Source organism: Prevotella merdae, assembly GCF_900290275.1.
GTDB classification, from domain to species: Bacteria; Bacteroidota; Bacteroidia; order Bacteroidales; family Bacteroidaceae; genus Prevotella; species Prevotella merdae.
Window position 1 is genome coordinate 1,229,257 of record NZ_LT985323.1, and the last position, 17,299, is coordinate 1,246,555.

The following is a 17,299-nucleotide window of genomic DNA, read 5'->3' on the forward strand; positions in this document are numbered from 1 at the left end:
TGATTTTATCTTGTTTTTACGATTGCAAAGTTACACATTGTTATTATTATAGACTTTATAATTTTTGACAAAATCACACTGATATGTCTTAAAATAGTATAGACAAAAACTAACAACGTGTATTTTTGTGTCAATATGTTACTTATAACATCTTTTTATTTATAAATTTGCAATCGAAAACATAAAGTAAACAACACATTATTAATCTTAAAAAATTAAAGTATGAGGTACAAATTACATTCATCTCTGCTGGCATTCAGTCTTGCCCTTACGACGTTAGGCACCACAGCCTACGCCTTTGACGACAAGACTGGCTATGCCGTTAGCGACAATCAGGAGTTGGGTATTGGTCTCTACTCGTTCGAATTGGGCGACACCATCAAGAACTTCAACCTTGTGCAGTCCCTTAATGCCGACCGCATCTCCACCGGCTACCTGCTTGGCGACACCTATTATTATATAGACTACTCGCAGGTGTACAACGGCTATAAGGTGAACGCTCTGTATGCCTACGACATGGAATCGAAAAACACAAGAATGATTGCCGACTATGGAGCCACGTTCAAGGGAGCCATAGCCGGTAGCATGGCTTACGACTATCAGTCGCAGACTATGTATGGTCTCGATTTCTTCAACGGTGGTAGCTCGCTTGTAACCGTAGACCTCGACAACGGTACCATCAAGACCACACAACGGCTAACCTTCGACACCTATTGCGAGGCTGCCAAGGCCAACAGCAAGAGCGAGAATATACACGTAATGACAAGCAACTACGACGGCGACTTTTATGGCGTGAGCTATTGGGGTGCCCTCTACAAGATTAACCAGCACACTGGCTTGTGCCAGTACATAGGCACGCTCGACTACAATCCAGGCTCTGCCTTTATGTATACTGGCGACGACCTCTTCTTCGACGAGGACACCAATCGCCTCTTTATGCGTTTCACCTATTACAATTGGGGTACAAGCCAGTGGGGCTACGAGCTTGTGCAGATAGATACCAAGACGGCTCACGTCACCAAGTTTGCCGCTCTTACATCTGCCTACAACGCTATCCATGGCATAAATGTTCCCTTTACTGTAGCAGCTGCCAGCGCCCCTGCCAAGGTGCAGAACCTTGCCATCAACCGCGGCATGGCAGGAGCTTTAAGCGCAACACTAAATTGGGACAACCCTGCCAAGACATACGGACGTGACGGCACCCTTGAAGACCTCGATTATGTGCTGGTATATCGCGACGGTGTGAAGGTTGACTCTATTGTCAATCCTGCCATTGGCGGACATCAGACATGGACCGACAACAGTATTACCGAGCGTGGATATTATACATACAAGATTGTGCCAGGCAACGATATGGGCCGTGGCGACCGTGCCAGCACCAGTGCATACATTGGCAATGGCGACCCGCTTGGCGTTAGCGACTTTAAGGCAGCGGTCAATGGCGATGGCACCTCGTTGTCGTGGACAGCTCCTACAAAGGGCAAGCTCGATTCGTATATCAATACCGATGCCCTTACCTACGACGTAATACGCTTTGCCAACAGCGACACCCAGGGCACAAGGATAGCCCAAGGCATCATGGCAAACAGCTATGCCGACAACAGCCTTGACAAGATTGCCAAGTACAAGTATGCTGTTGTGGCACATACAGAGAAGTATGCTAGCGACTCTATCTGGACCGAGCCCATTGTGGCTGGACCAGCTATTGAGGTTCCTTCTACAATAGGTTTTGCCGACAACGACCAGTTCAATCTTTGGACTGTAATAGATGCCAACGGCAACAATAGCACCTGGGCATATCAGCCTGCACAATGGAACAGCATGGCTGGAGCCTACGTAAGCTACAACTACGACAATATGGCTGCTGCCGACTGGCTTATATCTCCGCGTGTGCGCCTTGAGGCTGGCAAACATTATAAGCTAACGTTCGATGCCCAGCCTGGCAGCAAGAAGGTGGTAGAGACTATTGCCGTGTCTATGGGACAGGGCAGCGACATCAACGCTCAGGACAGCATCGACCAGTTTGACATTGTGTCGGATGCCGTGGTAAGCCTTCGCACCAATCTTCCGATGGTAAAGACCACTGGCGACTATAACCTTGGCCTGTTCTACCGCTCGTATATGAGTGCCAACTACATGCTAACGGTAAACAATGTAAGGGTGGACGAAGACCACGAAGGCTACGTCAGTGGCAAGGCTCTCAACACCGATGGCTCGCCTATAGCGGGTGCTGCTGTGTATGCTGATGCAGGTGCCTTTGCTGCTACTACCGATGCCAATGGAGCTTATACGCTGAAGTATCTGCCCCAGGGCAAGCATACTGTCAACATCATAGCAAAGGGATATGAGGACCAGCAGCAGGATGTGGATGTTGAGGAATTGGCCACCACCACGCTCAACTTCAACCTTAAGGCTTTGCCTACATACACCATAAAGGGCGTGGTAAAGGATGTTGCAGGCGATCCAGTTGCTGGTGCCGACGTTGCCCTTAGCGGTTACGACGAGAAGGAAGCCACTACCGATGCCGAGGGTATATTCTCTATAGTCTCTGTATACAAGAATGCCAACTACTCTGTTGCCGTAAACAAGAACAAGTATGTTGAGGCTAAGCACAACTTTGGTGTTGATGCCGATGTGGATCTTGGCATAATAACTCTTGATGACAACGTGAAGCCTGTGCAGAAGGTAAAGGTTGATGCTGCTGCCGACAAGGCTGAGGTTTCGTGGACTGCTCCTGCCAACGACCCCGTTGTACAGCGCATCGACGACGGTACATTGACTACTGCCGTTGGTGTTAATGGCGGCAACTCAAACACTATGTTTGGTGTCGTTAAGCGCGAGCCTTCTATTGTTAGCGGCGTGCAGTTCTATATCGACGGCACGTCAACTGTTACCCACTACAGTGTGCAGCTTACAATCTTCGACCTTGACGAGAATGGCGAGCCTACAACCAAGGAATTGTATAAGAATACTTATGTGCCGGCAACAGACGGTCAGTGGAACTCGTACACGCTGCCTGCTCCGGTAGATGCTCCTAATGGATACTATATTGCCCTGTCTTACTACGACTATCTGCTCGTAGGTATCGACGGCGACGGCGACAGCCAGCGCTATCCGTTCGTTAAGCGCACCAATTGCTTTACACCCGATTATACAACAGGCAAGTTCTACTATCTCGACGACCAATCTACGGCTAAGTATCATCACAACTTCCTTATCCGTCCTGTTGCGGCTCCTGTTACAGTGGCCGAGGATGCTACCGAGTTTACCGCTCCACGCTTTATGAAGCATGTGGAGAGCAATGGCGCACAGCCACAGCTTGAGAGCAAGCAATATGCAGGCACCAAGATAGCCCAGCCTGCCACATCTGCCATGCTTAAGACTATCCAGAGCCGTATACGCTACAATGTATACCGCATGAAGTCTACCGAGATTGGCAATCAGGGTGCATGGCAGCTTGTATCCGAGAAGCAGCAGCTACGCTCGTTCACCGATACTGATTGGGCTTCGCTTGCACAGGGCTCTTACGCATATGCCGTTAAGGCTGTATATACCGGCGACAAGGTGGCCAATGCAGTAGTGTCTGACACTATTGGTAACAAGATGCTCACTACGGTTAAGCTTCACGTAACAACCAACACTCCTGACAACGAGTCGTATGGTGCGCATGTACAGCTTGTAGCTGGTGGTGGTATGCACGTGTCGGATGGTACGGTAGACGAGAATGGCGACGTGGAGATAGAGAATGTATGGAAGGCCAACTACAACCTTAGCATCTCGCTCGATGGATTTGTACAGAAGACCGACGTGGTGGATCTAAGCAGTAAGGACAGCTATTCGTTAAGCTATGCCTTGGACGAGGACCGCAAGCAGCCACGCAACCTATATGTGGAGGATGGCAAGACTGCCGACAGCAAGGTATTTGCTTGGAACTATCCGGATGTCTTCTTCGACGACTTTGAGAATCATGCCGATTTTGCCATTAATTCTCCCGGTTCTATCGGATGGCAGTATATAGATGGTGATGGTGCCGAGACTGGTGCTGTGTACAGTTATACATGGGCTGGTGCTGGTTCGCCAATGGCTTATATGGTATTCAATGCAAGCGCCACAAATCCTTCGGTTAAGAATCAGGGCTTTAATCTTGAGGCTTACAGCGGCGAGAAATGTCTTACCGATTGGGCTGCCTATCAGGTGGCAAACGACGACTGGATTATCACTCCGCTGCTGCACTTCAAGAGCGACTTCAAGTTCTCGTTCTATGCGGCAGGTTTGGACTACCAGTATCCTGAGACCTTTGAGGTGATGTATTCTACCACCGATGCACGTCCGGAGAGCTTCGTGGCTGTAGGCGACGCTCGCCAGACATCAAGCTATTACATGCAGTATAGCTACGATATACCTAAGGAGGCCAAGTATGTGGCCATCCATTGTACTTCCGACCAGATGCGTGTCTTGCGTATTGACGATGTCAAGTTTGGTTTGCCCGAGGCAATGCAGGCTCCGTTCTATCTCAGCCCTTATGCAGGTGTGGCACGCAAGCCAATGCGCTCGCCGTCTCTCGATGGATTGTACGAGGTATATCTTGACGGCAAACTGGTGGCACAGCAGGACGAAACCTCTTATCTGTTTGAGGGACTTGCCAATGGCACTCATACAGCAGGTGTTCTTGCTTCTTACACATCAGGCAAGACCGAGATGAGCACAATCGACTTTACTGTTGATGTTGCTTCGGGTGTAGATGCCATCAGCGGCAACCAGCTTAAGGTGACTGTAGACAATGGTATTGTCAGCATCAATGGCAATTATACCGACCTGCATGTCTTTGCTGCCGACGGCAAGAGTCTGCCTCTTACACGCATCGCCTCGAATGCTTACCGCATCAATGGTGCATCGGGTGTTGTGGTTGTAAAGGTTGACACCGTGAATGGCGAAAAGACTATGAAGGTGAATGTGAAGTAAATCGACGCAACGTGTTTAAATGATGAAGCCGACCTCGTCTACGGATGAGGCCGGCTTTTGTGTATGTATGCTCGGCAAGAGCATTGAACGGGTGCAAGTCCCGAGTAAACCCTAATAGCGGGAATTAGTGTTTACCTCCTACTCTATTATATTCATGTTATAATTATAGTTGTCCGATGAATACGTATTCATCGGTTTACGAATACGTTATCGTTTTTAGAACAGAAGTTTATCGGTGAAATGACATTCTAATTAGAATGTTAAAAGTAGGAGGTACGGTCTCCCCTCCCTATTGGGGAGGGGTTGGGTGTGAGGCTTTTTCTATTTCTTCTTCTCCCTCCACTCCGTAGGATTCATTCCAAAGTGTTTCTTAAAGCATTGTGAGAAGTAGCGTGGCGTGCCAAAGCCAAATAGGTATGCAGTATCGGCTATGGAAGCCGAGGCGTTATTGCATAGATGTTCGGCGGCTCCCGATAGGCGTCTGCTTAGTATATACTCGTTAGGTGTCATGCCTGTTATAGCCTTAAACTTGGTGTAGAAGTTGGTGCGACTCATAAGCAGCATGCGTGCAATATTGTCTACCGACAGCTCCGAGTCGGCAATGTGAGCACTTACAATCTCGTCGCACTTCTGCATAAACTCCCTGTCGAGATTGTTTGTGGCAAACTGCTGGGCATCCTTCATTTGCAGACCATCTGCCGATATGCGCTGCTGCAACATAGAGCGCATGCGCATAAGGGCAGCAACACGAGCCAATAGCACCGAAGGGTTGAAGGGCTTGGCCACATAATCGTCGGCACCGCAACGCAATCCCTCTACCTCGTGCTCGGCAGCACTCATGGCTGTAAGCAGCAATATCGGGGTATGACTTATCGACATGTCGCCCTTTATAGCCTTGCACATCTCCCTGCCATCCATTACCGGCATCATAACATCGCTTACAATAATGTCGGGATTCTCGGCACGTGTCATGTCGAGACCCTCCTTGCCGTTGTGCGCTGTTATAACCGTGTATAGCGGACTGAATATGTCGCGCAGCGTGTCGAGCAATTCGTTGTTGTCCTCCACAATCAATACCTTTGCCGTGCCCTCGCTCTTGGTAGGCTCATTATTGGCAGTTTTGGTTTCCGGTTGAGACAATACCTCGGCTATCTCGTCCTTGCTGAACAGCTTATTGCTCTTAGGTAGCTCCACAACAAACATAGATCCGTATCCCTCAGAGCTAAGCACGTTTATCGAACCGTGATGACGCTCCACAATGTTTTTTACAAGAGCCAGTCCGATACCCGTTCCACGTTTTGTGGCAGCGCTGTTGTTATCGTTGTTGGCTTGGTAGAAACGTTCAAAGATATGTTCAATGTCGGCAGAAGCAATGCCAATGCCATTGTCTATAACACGTATTATGGTATGCTCGTCGGTCTGGTCGAGCCTTACCTCAATCATGCCCTTTTGCTGGTTTACGTATTTAAAGGCATTGGCTATTAGGTTGTACACCACCTTCTGCATCTGTCGTTGGTCGTACCAACACTCTATCTTGTCGGATGTAGCCGAGAAGCTGAAGTCGATAGCCTTGGTGCGTGCCATATCCTCAAAGCCTATTGTTATGTCCTTTACCAGTTCCACAAGGTTGTGTTTGCCCACACTAAGACGTGTATAGCCCTGTTCCATCTTGCGGAAGTCGAGCAACTCGTTTACCAAACCCAGCATCATGCCGGCATTTTGGTTTACACTCTTAAGACTCTTTGCTATAAGCGAGTTGTGCTGCACGTTCTGCATAACATAGTCGAGTTTGGCAATGATGAGAGTCAAAGGTGTGCGGAACTCATGTGATATACTTGTAAAGAATTGCAGTTTGGCTTTGTTCAATGCTTCTTCGTTCTGTCGGTCCTTCTTCTCCATGGCAAGCGAGGTTTCAAGCAACAGTTGCGACCGCTTGAAATAGTAGAATGCGCATATCAACGCCACTATAATACCTATATATATAATGTAGGCAAAGGTGGAAAGATATAGCGGTGGCGACACCTTGACACACATGCTAAGCATAGCCACATCGCCTCCCGACTGCCATGCCGACGGCTTCTTTCTTATCTCCAATGTATATTTTCCGGCAGGAAGCTTAGGGAAGGCAATGCTCTTGCCATCTGTCTGATACCATCTGTCGTCATATCCTCGCAGTCGATACTCGTATATCGAACGGCTAATGCTGTTGGCATAACCGTCGGTAGCAAATCGAAATGCAATGTTGTTCTGGTCGTATTTCAGGTGAATATGGTCGGTAAGGTATATTGCCTTGTCTATAATTCCGGTGCCGTCGTCGGGCAGACAAATCTTGCCGTTAACCTCAAGTTGCGATAGGTAGATTCGGCTGTTCGACTTCTGTGCAAATATCTTGCTTATGTCCATTACAACCATACCGCCGATGCCCCCTACATACAGATTGTTGCCCACAGCCAACAATCCACAACCACGGTTGATACCTGCCAACTGGAAGTCGTGCGCAAACTCCATGTTGCGAAAACTATCGTCCATTGTGTTGAACAATCCAACGCCACGTTCGGTGCTATACACAATATAGTTGCCTATATTGGCAAAGGCATAGCAGAAGTTGCTCATTACGTCGCTGTTGTCTGTATTGAAAGCCTTGAAAGCTTGCTGACTCTCATTAAGTCGATAGAAGCCTGCTCCCGACGATGCTACATATATGCGTCCTCGGTTGTCCTCGCCGATGTATTTAAAGTTGTTTATGCCCAGTCCGGCACGTCCCGCCTTGTAATAGTGCTCAATATGGTGTGTCTTGATGGATATCTTGTATATGCCCTTTAAGTCGGCAACCCACAGGTAGCCTTTACGGTCGATATGCAGATACATCTCGCTCGTGTTCCTAAGGGTGGAGTTCACTTCCTCTATTTTGTATGTGTCGACGTTCATCGTCCACAAACCGTTTTGGGTTGTGAAGAACAGTTGGTTGTTGTACAGTTTTAGGTCGATGATGCGGTTGCCTATCTTTTCAGCCAATTTAGGGTTAAGGTTCTGCAGATTACAGAATTTTCCAGTCTTTATATCCAGCACCGATAGGCTTCCCATATACGTACCTATGTATAGTTGGTCGCGTATAGGGTCGTAGTCTATAGCCTTCAGGTTGTATTGTGGCAGCGAGTTGGCAGTATTGTTTGCCATATATCGCTTTACAAGATGTGTGTTGTGGTCTATACAGTTCAGTCCGCCTCCTTCAGTACACACCCATAAGTCGCCTCGTTTGTCGGTAGTCATATTGCCAATAAAGGCATTGGATAGGCAATAAGGGTTGTTGATGTCGGCAGCCACAAATCTGAACGACTCGTTATTGGGCGTAAAATAGTTCACGCCACCATAGTATGTACCCAGCCACAGCGTGCCCTGGTTGTCCTTTACAACTGGGAACACCGATTGATGGCTTAGGCTTTGCTGACTGTTGGTATGGCTATAAACGGTAAATTTGCCAGTATGGATATCGAGTCGGTTAAGTCCGAAAAAGGTACCCATCCATATATTGCCTTGGTTGTCCTCGGCAATCTGTCGTACATTATTGCTGCTTATATGGTCTTGCACACGTGTGTCTATATTGTTAAGCACGGCATTGTTGTTCTCTTCCTTAGCCTTATCCTCGTCTGTATAATAATGTGTGCAGTTGCCCTTTGGCGATATGCGGTAGCAACCCTTGTCGCGCGACGATACCCATATATTTCCTTTCGTGTCCTGAAAAATTGCCTCAACGTATACCCCTTTGATTGATAGAGTGGTGCGTCGGGTTTTCTTGTTGAAGTAGAATAGGCCGTTATGTGTGCCAAACCATAATGTGCCACGACTGTCTATATGCAGCACCTTGATATTGTCTTTTGTAAGTTGCCCCATGCAGTGTGTAGATTGCTTGGCAATATTGTATATGTATACGCTGCCACGACTTGCGTAATAAATCTTGCCCGAATGGTGGCATAGTGTGGTAACACCTTTTTTCACCAGCACCGTGTTGCTTTGAGTGGCAAAGTCGATGCATACAATAGAGGTGCCCAATTGGAAATATATATTGCCTTTCTCGTCGCCGCAAATCCATCTCACTTCAAGATTCCGGGGGGGAATGTTTCTTAAAGTCTTTATAGCAGTGAGATTGTTGCCGTCGAACACATGATACCCTCCTCTGTGCCAAACCACATACGTCCTAATTTATCTTGGTATATGGACAGCACAGATAGCTGCGACAGTCCGTCCTTAATAGACAGATGTCTGAACTGTATGGCGCATATGTTTGTGGTTATTGCGCAGGCTATTAGTATTAGAAATATTCGTTTCGTGAACTTCATGTGTAATAAGTAGATGTCTTTATTAGTTGTAGTGGTTGTAAAAGTACATATTTTATGTTAAATGAGCAAAAAAACAAGTGAAAATACATTGTTAATCGGTGCTAACGGCCTTATTTTTTATAAATGCCATAACATTCGCAAAGTGTGTTATCGCAAACACTTTAATAGGTATGCTTAATAAGTTAAAAAACAAATCGCGTACAATTACTACATACCGACTGTACAATTGCAAGCGATAGGAGTGTTTAATTTAATCTAAATTTGCAATCGAAAATCAAAATATGTAAATATTTACTACTGCTAAATGGAACCTCAAATCCGCAACCTATAGGGTTTAGTGGGATTTTGCTTGCAAAGCGACAAAATTCATTTTATTGTACATATTTCGGCTCAGTGGAAAAGTACTGTGGATGTTTTTTTTGTTTCATAGTATTTTGTATCTTTGCATTATGAACATGCTTGAACAATTAGCCCGTATAGTTCTTCCCAAAGAAATACTGGACAATTTCGATATCGTCAAGATAGAAACAGATGAGTCTGATATTGACTCAATGAGTATGACCATCTATCTAGACGAGCGTATGAATGCTTATCTCCAAAAATCTGAGGACTACGAAGCCAAAGGTTTTATGGATGCTGTACGCATAACTGATTTTCCGATTCGTGACCATAAAGTGATTCTTGTACTTCGTCGTCGTAGATGGAGAAACAAGGAAACAGGAGAGACATTTGTCGACCGTATTAGTGTTACCGAATCAGGAGCCCGCTACTCGAAAGAGTTTGCGGCTTTTTTAAAAGAGACGTATGGACATATCCCCGACGACCTGCCGTACGCTTGAGCAATACTACCATGTAAACTCCAATACGTTGGATAAACAATACAAGGATGTCTTGAGTGACTATCGTACCTGGTCAGAACTAGAACATGCCGATGAATGGCTTGTCTTTCCTGACAACGTAGGTCGTAATTTGGCAATAGACGAGACCTCTATGTCTAACGGTGAATTGCGCACAATCGTCACCAACAGGGACAGACACGGAAAAGATCAATGTCTGGTTGCAATTGTCAAGGGTGTTAAGTCAGAGGACGTTATCAATGCCTTGAAGCATATACCGGAAGCACTTCTGAATATCGTTGAGGAGGTTACATTAGATTTGTCAGACTCCATGAGAAAGATTGTTCGCACATGCTTTCCAAAAGCAATGAGAGTAATTGATAGATTTCACATACAGAAGCTTGCTTGCGATGCTGTGCAAGAAATGCGCATTAAGCATCGTTGGGATGCTATACAAGAGGCCAATGACGACATGGAGAATGCAAAACTTGAAGGACGCGAATACGTGCCTTTTCGATATGAGAACGGAGATACGAGAAAGGAATTGCTAGCAAGGAGTAGGTATCTTCTTTTCAAATCAGGAGAGAAATGGACGCTGTCACAAAGCAAGAGAGCAGAGATCCTATTTAGAGAATATCCAGATTTGAAGACAGCTTATGGACTCTCGCATTCTTTGAGAATGATTTTCTCAAAAAATACTGTTAAGGATGCCGCAAGACTTTCTATGGCTAAATGGTACAACAAAGTGGAAGAAGCTGGCTTCCGTTCTTTCAATGTTATTGCTGCAACATTCTATGAACATTACGATGATATTCTTAACTTTTATAAAAATAGATCATCTAATGCTGCAGCTGAATCCTTTAATGCGAAAATCAAAGCCTTCAGAGCATCACTAAGGGGTATCGTTGATGAAAAGTTCTTTCTGTATCGACTTGCAAAGATTTATGCTTATCCCCACTAAATTTCCACTGACCCCATATTTCTTGCACAACAGAAATGTCGCAGACACAAAATCCCCTTACCCCATAAAGCGACTTGAGGTAATACGCTGGTTTAACCAGAAAAGCATGGTCTTTAACCAAAGTCTGTCTTGAACAGGTTGGCATAAGCATTGTTGTCTGAGTAAATGTTCAATACATGCCTACGTGATGTCTTAATCCATTTCGCAGGAACAGAGATGAACTTGAAAACAAAGGTCTTGATTCTGCTGGTGGCACGCAATCCAAATTCATGGGTTTTCAATCTCTGCATAATAGCTTTGTAGAAGTTTCTGATGAGAGCTGTCATAAGCAGGAATACAGTATTCTGTGCCATGAACGATTTTGGCAATCGATTCCAGCCAAAGCCATTGTTCATGTCATCGAAGATGCGTTCCTTGCCACCACGAAGATTGTAGAATTCCACGATGTCTCTTGCACTCGACTTGTAATCGTTAGCCAGTATACATCTGTAGGTATATTCGCCTTCCCAAATGTCAAGGTCTCCATCTATTCGCCTTTGTCTCTGTATGACAAGACGATACGGTTTTCCTTTCCATTTCTCAACAAGGATAGAATTCAACTCAAACTCAATACCGTTGATTTCAACAGTTTTCCATCCAGTTAAGGCAAACATGGAATCGTAGAAAGAAGAGCATCTGTTGGCACGAATATAAAAATGCCTGCAATGAGCCTCTACCATATCTACGATTTCCTCCGAACATGAGCCGCAATCCATGCGGGCACGAGAAATATATATTTCCGAAGCCTCCAATCGCTTGAAGATTCTTTCCAAAGTTTCTTTTTGGTTGAAGCGTACGTTTGTGTTGCCGTCTCTATTTTCAATACCAACAATCATGTCGTTAATGACAGCTACGCCTGGACTATAGCCCAAGAACTTCTTGTAGGTTGGTTTTGCATCATACTTCTCTGTTTCAATGAACTGATGGTCAAAGTCAAAATCATACTCTTGACCGGATTTCAATTGACCAGTAGCAAGCAGGGCATTGACCAGTAAGCAGTTCATCTTGTCTGCAGTATTGAAATCATAGGATTTGCCAGAAGCAGACTTATAGGTGATGCTCTTAAATGTCAGTTCTTCGATAGCACGTAATATGGTGTCTGCGCTGCAAGTGCGAAGAGTTGGATGAAGAGACAAATGTTTCATCAGGTGAGTTGTAACATCCTCAATGCATGAGCCACCACAAAGATATACGCACATCAGAGAGCGTAGAATCTCGCTATATTGATAACCAAACATAGTGCATCTCAATCCCAAGGTGGAATCTATGGTTTGAGCTAAAAGAGCATCAAATTGCTCCATAATCGAAAAAATTCCCCCAAAAGGAGTGAGTTTCTCTGATTTAATTTGTATCTTTGCCATGTCATATTAGAGTTTTGCTTGTCTTCTTTTCGCAACACTAAGGTAAGTGAAAATTCTGACATGGCAAAATCCTGGGTAACTTTTTGTTGCTCAGGCACTTATAAATAATGTTAAACTATAGTGTTGCGGAATTAAGGGTGTTTTTGTTTTTGTAATTATAAATTGGTTAGTTATTATTTGCATTCCAACGTTATCGTGCCCATATCCGATGTCTCCTTGGTTATAGAGCGCGGATAAGTCTCGCCGTCAAAGTAGATGTACTCTACGGGTTTAGGCAGATAGAAGTCGAATGTACCGTCGGCTTTTACCGCTCCAAGACGCATGCGCTTGGTGGAGCTTTTAACCTCTTTGGGACTGTCTACGGCAAAGATGCCAATTCCATGTAGGTCGCGAATGAAGTTCTCGCCCTTTACGGCACGTCCAGTTATGTGCTGGCGATGTCTTGTAATTGTTACCTGCTCTGCATTGGTTCCGAGAGGATGGCTCTTCATCTGCTCAAGCACCTCGGCACGCATCTTGTCTACACCCTCTACTTCGGGGAATCGGTCGTTAACCATACTTAATGCACGATATCGGCCACCAAGAAACTTGTACACTTGTTCGGAGTCTTTGCCATACTGAGCCTTGGCACGCTCAATTTCCTGACTGAATCGCTCGGCCATGAACAAGTCCTTGCGTATCGACTTAACCATGTCAAGCTCAAACTTCAAATCATCAAGCTTGTCCTTGGGCGCATCCTTATGACTTATCGCCTTCTCGTATATTTCGCATATCTTGGCATAGAAGGCAGGATCGGTATGCTGTGAGCGCTGGTCCCACATATCCTTAGCCTGCTGTATCAGACCTTCGTAGCTATCGGTAAGAGCAATAACTGGATAGCGTCGCTTCTCCTTAGCCTTGATGCCGGCAAGCTGAATGTCTACACCCTTAATGCCATTGTCTCCAAGATGAATAACGGCATAGCGGTCGAGCTGTTCCTGAAGACTTTGTATCTTATTGTCGAGTTCGTCCATCTTAGGGTTGAGATAGTCGTCGCCCAAGGCCTCGAGCTCCTTTTGTGCATTGGCAAGGTCGGCAGACATCTTGTCAAGCTGTGCCACATCGATAACAAACGACACAATACGTGCACCCGTAGCCGAAGCCTTCTCGGTCTTAGGCCAAGCCGACTCGATATTAAGGTCTTTAATAGAAGTAGAGAATTCTACGTAAGCCTTGCCTTCAACAAAGTAGCCACCGGGGCTATCGTCGTGTTGCACCTCAATACGGCGCAATGTGTCGGCAATCTCCTCAAGCTCGAATGTTGTGCGAAATCCCGAGCGCAAGCCTTTGGCAACGCATCGTTCGGTAATAGCACTGCCCTTGCGTCCCATTTGGAAAGAGCTCTCACGATTGGCTGTAAGCTGTGTGCTGAAATCGTAAATGTACTTGTTGCCCTTGCGTGTAACGGGCTGAGCCTTATCGTTGGTCTCGGGAGTAATAACCCAATCGCCCTGTGTAGACACAAAGCGCACGGCAGCCGTACCAGATTGAACGTCGGCAGCACTTGCTGCCCCTTGTTTCTTACATTCTATGGTTTGAGCCTGAATGGCAGATGCAGATAGGAGTGTAACGATTGATACAAAAAGATGTCTGTTCATTATCTACTGTTAAGTTGTGCTATATCCAGTGTGTGATGTAATGCAGGGTTATTTAACCTGCATAATGTCGTTGTTGAAGTCGCCCAACGAGAATACCTCATCGGTATCGAGCTTCTTGCCATTAAGCATATCTGGTTGCCATGTGCGAACCTCAATCTGCGGTTTGTCGTTGTTGGTGAAGTTCCACAACAAGAAGATATAGCCATCGTCGCTATAGTTGCTTGAACGCCACTTCTGATGCAAGCGCACGCCATAGAAGTTCTTGTTTACATCCGAACGTGTAACAGTGCCGCATCCACCGTCCATACCGTCGATGCCAACCTCGTCGAACTGTACGTCAATCCATTTGTTGTTCTTAAAGCAATTGGCAAGGTTGCGCATATACTGGCGCTTGTTCTGCTTGCTGTATACAATCTTCTGAGTGCTTGTACCAAACTCTCTGTTGGTTTCCTCCACCACGCGTCCGGTAATGATAAGAGCCTTGTCGGAGAATATCTTCTGCATAAACGGCAAGTTGTGCTCGTTGTAAGCTGTGCGCAAGCGGTCGCACCAAGACAATATCTCAAGTTTGCGCTCGGTGTCAACTGGGTCGCCCTTAGAACATTTTTCAAGAGTTTCGCCAAGTTGCGAGCCAAAAGAGAAACGGAAGTCGGATATATTGCCAGTCTTGTCAAACTCTACAACAGCCTCCTGATATGTGCCGTCGCCATAGGCACCGTCTGTAGCGATGATAAGAGGAATGCTGCGCACCATATAACTCTTGCGGAAGTTCCATAGGCGGTCGGTAACCTCGTCGTCGCAACAATAGAAGTGTGCCACAACCCATAGGGTGTTGAGGGTTTCCTTAGCCGCAGCACTAACATTCAGACCTTCATAGCTAAGCGGTCGGTCGGCATCCTTGGCGCTGTTAATCTCGGTAAGCAGCGCAGAGAGATTATGCTCTATACGGCTTATAACAGCCTTGTCGTTGATGCCAGGGTCGGCGTTAACCTTAACATTTATGGCTGATGCCGGTGTGGAGAACACTGCCAAGGCAAGCAGTATTGTCATAAAGAAGTGTTTCATATCGCGATATCGTTGTTATTGTTATTATGTATACTATATTTATTTGTTGGCAAACTTAACACAGAGAGCAGCGCAGTTGGGATAGTTGCGCTCGTGGTCGGGCTTCTGTGTGGCAGCATTTCTACGCTGCTTGCCATCTGTAAGCACCGCAGCTATGTCGCCATGCGAATCGTATATAACGAGCCAATAAGCCTCCTTGTCAGCTACAGCGTTATACTTATTATATTCGGTTACAGTGCCGTTGGCTTTCATGTCCTTGAGCCATACAGCAGCTGTCTTTACATTAGTGAAGGTAGCCATCTTCTTGGCTGCTTCGGGTATGGCTTGCGGCTTCTCCGGTATAATCTTTTCTAATGTTGAGGCTGCAACCTCAGTTGTCGTGGCTTTGGTTTCAGCTTTAACTTCGGCTTTTGGTTCAGCTTTAGCTTCGGCAACCTCAGTTTTAGGTTCGGTAATCTTAGTCTTAGGTTGGGCAGACTCAGCTTTTACCTCGGCAACATCGGCCTTCGGAGTTGTTATATCGGCTGTTGGTGTGGCAACCTTAGCAGTTTCGGTATTGGTAACATTAGTCTTCGGCTCATTCGTCTTTGGTTTAGGAGCTTCTGTCTTAGTGTTTGCCTTAGGTGCCGGAGTCTCGATCTTAGCCACTTCCTCCTTAGATAGAACAACCGAGTTGTCGGCAGGAATGATGTCGTTTTTCTTTACATACATAAAAACGCGGTGCATATTTGAACCACGTGGCATAGTTACGGTTTGCTGCAATCCCTTTTGGTTGTTAACCACAATATTGTTTGCACCACGCAGTTTCTTTTGTGAGGCAACATACTCGTTGATGTTCTGTAGGAAAACATCCTCGGCTATGCTCTTGGCTTCTTCCTCTGTACGGCATGTAGCCTCTGCATATACGTATGTGCCAGGTGAGCGTTTAACCTTTGTAATAAGAGCCTTTTCGGCTGCATAATCCTTTTGGGCAAAGCCCGCAGTAGGGCAAAGTATAGCAAACAAAGCTATGACGAGTTTAGCGTAATGTTTCATATTCGGTGAGATTTAAATATTCTTGTTTAACATTGTGCATAGGGATGTAGGCAGTAAGTCGGGCTTTGAAGGTGCCCTTGCCTTTGTCGGTTATGATGTCGGGCGTAATGCTTACTGAAATCATATGCATGTATCCGCCGTTTTTGTTGGCAAGCAACAGCAGTCCTTCTATATTGTCGCCTTGCTTCTTCTTAATGGCAAAGAAAGGAGTGCAGTGCTCAACATTGCGGAAATAGTTGAGAACGTCGCGCCATTTAAGCGTGATATTTGTTGGAGTGTTGTCGTATAGACTGAATGTAATGTCGGCGTAGGCCTCGTTGGGCATATCGTCGGCAAGCATAAGATTTGCCACAGAGTGTGGCATTTGTTTCTTGTTGAACACATATTGGCGTGTGTTGCCGTCTTTATTGTTCTCAAGATAGAGGTTGTTGTTGAAAGCCGGACCAATGATGTAGGTTCCCGATTCGGGCAGAGGATTGAATGTAGATGCCTTATGACGCTTAAGATTGCGTATAAGGTTCTGTTCAAGTTCGCGTGTATCGCATCCGCTCATCATGCGCCAGTCGAGATCGTATACAATCTCAAGCAGTTTCTTGCCGTTCTTGTTCCACGTTACACGACTTTTATGATATTCAATCTCGTTGATGTTGAAGTCGCACAGACTGTCTATATTGAGAGCAGTGCGTGGACTACCTACATTATAATATACAGGCTTTTGCGCAAGAATAAGAGCGTTCTCGGTACCGCTTGTAAGGTTAACCTCAAGCAAGTAGCGTTCGAGAAAGTCGCACGAAGGGCGCAGCTCGTAAGGCAGACTGGTAGGAAATAGTGCCAGTCCGATGTGTTCCACTTCACCGTAGCTGTTGTATCTTCGGTGTATATGGTAGTTCTTTTTAGTCAGCTTCAACGTCTGGTCTATTGTTTGCAGCCGTCGAGTTGTATAGTTTTCGGCATGCGCCGTTATGCTGCTCGTTACGAGCAGCATAACGGTTAGCAACCTATAGAAGATATTGAAGTGTCTATTCATACGGAGTGTTTGTAAAGTTAAGTATTACTCTTTGTTGGG

Annotated in this window: 10 protein-coding genes; 3 read left to right on the plus strand and 7 right to left on the minus strand. The window is 45.9% G+C overall.

Annotated elements, in window-relative coordinates:
• Nucleotides 1-222: 222 nt before the first annotated feature.
• Nucleotides 223-4,962, plus strand: coding sequence for a carboxypeptidase regulatory-like domain-containing protein (locus tag C9991_RS04955; protein ID WP_106811459.1), 4,740 nt, complete (start codon nucleotides 223-225; stop codon nucleotides 4,960-4,962).
• A gap of 321 nt (nucleotides 4,963-5,283) precedes the next feature.
• Here C9991_RS04955 and C9991_RS04960 read toward each other — a convergent pair whose 3' ends face one another.
• Both C9991_RS04960 and C9991_RS17250 read right to left on the minus strand, forming a co-directional pair.
• The gene (locus C9991_RS04960) at nucleotides 5,284-9,150 is read right to left on the minus strand and encodes a hybrid sensor histidine kinase/response regulator transcription factor (protein ID WP_198643750.1); all 3,867 of its coding nucleotides are present in this window, start codon (nucleotides 9,148-9,150) and stop codon (nucleotides 5,284-5,286) included.
• A complete protein-coding gene (locus C9991_RS17250) occupies nucleotides 9,093-9,299 on the minus strand; it encodes a two-component regulator propeller domain-containing protein (protein WP_106811461.1) in 207 nt (68 codons plus the stop codon). Before C9991_RS17250 ends, C9991_RS04960 begins: the two co-directional genes overlap by 58 nt.
• 449 nt (nucleotides 9,300-9,748) lie before the next feature.
• Here C9991_RS17250 and C9991_RS04970 point away from each other — a divergent pair, with 449 nt between their 5' ends.
• Both C9991_RS04970 and C9991_RS04975 read left to right on the plus strand, forming a co-directional pair.
• Complete coding sequence (locus tag C9991_RS04970) at nucleotides 9,749-10,138, plus strand: ISAon1 family transposase N-terminal region protein (protein ID WP_106811462.1); 390 nt, start codon at nucleotides 9,749-9,751, stop codon at nucleotides 10,136-10,138.
• Nucleotides 10,104-11,096 carry an ISAon1 family transposase gene (locus C9991_RS04975; RefSeq protein WP_106810744.1) on the plus strand — a complete coding sequence of 331 codons (993 nt, stop codon included), beginning with the start codon at nucleotides 10,104-10,106 and terminating at the stop codon, nucleotides 11,094-11,096. Before C9991_RS04970 ends, C9991_RS04975 begins: the two co-directional genes overlap by 35 nt.
• A gap of 113 nt (nucleotides 11,097-11,209) precedes the next feature.
• Here the strand turns inward: C9991_RS04975 and C9991_RS04980 are convergent, their stop codons facing one another.
• From C9991_RS04980 to C9991_RS05000, 5 genes are all read right to left on the minus strand, one after another.
• Complete coding sequence (locus C9991_RS04980; protein ID WP_106811463.1) at nucleotides 11,210-12,496, minus strand: IS1380 family transposase; 1,287 nt, start codon at nucleotides 12,494-12,496, stop codon at nucleotides 11,210-11,212.
• Nucleotides 12,497-12,669: 173 nt separating this feature from the next.
• The gene (locus C9991_RS04985) at nucleotides 12,670-14,133 is read right to left on the minus strand and encodes a GumC domain-containing protein (RefSeq protein WP_106811464.1); all 1,464 of its coding nucleotides are present in this window, start codon (nucleotides 14,131-14,133) and stop codon (nucleotides 12,670-12,672) included.
• Nucleotides 14,134-14,181: 48 nt separating this feature from the next.
• Nucleotides 14,182-15,198: a hypothetical protein gene (locus C9991_RS04990; protein WP_106811465.1), complete on the minus strand. Its 1,017-nt coding sequence runs from the start codon at nucleotides 15,196-15,198 to the stop codon at nucleotides 14,182-14,184.
• Nucleotides 15,199-15,237: 39 nt separating this feature from the next.
• A complete protein-coding gene (locus tag C9991_RS04995) occupies nucleotides 15,238-16,233 on the minus strand; it encodes a hypothetical protein (protein ID WP_106811466.1) in 996 nt (331 codons plus the stop codon).
• A complete protein-coding gene (locus C9991_RS05000) occupies nucleotides 16,217-17,260 on the minus strand; it encodes a hypothetical protein (protein WP_106811467.1) in 1,044 nt (347 codons plus the stop codon). Before C9991_RS05000 ends, C9991_RS04995 begins: the two co-directional genes overlap by 17 nt.
• Nucleotides 17,261-17,299: the final 39 nt, after the last annotated feature.